Here is a 911-nt window from a genome sequence, read left to right on the forward strand (position 1 = left end):
TGGACATTTCCGAGTTAGATTTTTAACTCTAATCCGTGAGTTTCGGATCAAAATCTTTATGGGTAACGCGCGCAAACAACAACTGCGCTGCATAAAGCGTGACAGTTTGCGGAATCAGATTGCTTTGCCTTGTTAAGTTGCTAATCTAACCAATACAATCCAGAATCTCTTATTATGTTTAAAAAGTCATTAAGCTTTTCAGAATCCTGGTAGTAAACTAAATGAGTATCATCACAACATTGTTGATAACAAAGATCTAATTCGGGTATTACAAGCCAAACATGCCCATCAATATCCATTCGTTCCAATCGCTTATGCAATAACTCTGAGCTTTTGGGCGCTTTGAACATTAATTTTTCACTTCGATACTTGAGCATATAAGTTTCAAATTTGTAACTTATAGCTTTATATAAAGCAGACCACTTTATGTCTCTCTTTATTCGTTCTTCTTTAGATACATTATCAAGTAACTTATGCGCTTCGTCAGCATTTAGGAAATGATCAAATACACAAATTCTGGAGCAGTGGTTAAACCCTTCTTCATATTCATCATATTGAACCAAAAACTGCGAGAATTGGCTCTGTAACTTCTTCGAGTCTTTCAGACTTATTACTTTAAATGCACGCATAACTCTCGATTCATACTGCAACTTAACGTTTTAATATTTATGCGTTGCGTTGTTTGCAAGGCATAAATCGCTTGTTGGACTTGGCCAATGCCACATCCATATTAATCGGTATGTTTTATGCTATAGGAATTTACTTTTTTGCGGTAGTGGTATTTGTACAACCTTTAGGCTAATTATCTGTTTTGATAACACCTTTTAAGGTGGGATTGATGATGTTTAATCTTTTTCATTGATCGATTATTGCCTTGCCCCTGATATATCTTACTGACACGGAACGGGGCA

Annotated in this window: 1 protein-coding gene; it reads right to left on the reverse strand. The window is 35.8% G+C overall.

The window, feature by feature from the left end; translation table 11 throughout:
• Positions 1–140: 140 nt before the first annotated feature.
• A complete protein-coding gene (locus H5123_RS20330; RefSeq protein WP_182699094.1) occupies positions 141–629 on the reverse strand; it encodes a hypothetical protein in 489 nt (162 codons plus the stop codon).
• Between the last annotated feature and the right edge of the window lie 282 nt (positions 630–911).

This window comes from Shewanella sp. SR43-4 (assembly GCF_014163845.1).
Classification (GTDB): domain Bacteria; phylum Pseudomonadota; class Gammaproteobacteria; order Enterobacterales; family Shewanellaceae; genus Shewanella; species Shewanella vesiculosa.

What these genes read in the sequence shown, in the direction of transcription:
- H5123_RS20330 (WP_182699094.1), bottom strand. Translation starts at nt 629, where the DNA reads ATGCGTGCATTTAAAGTAATAAGTCTGAAAGACTCGAAGAAGTTACAG.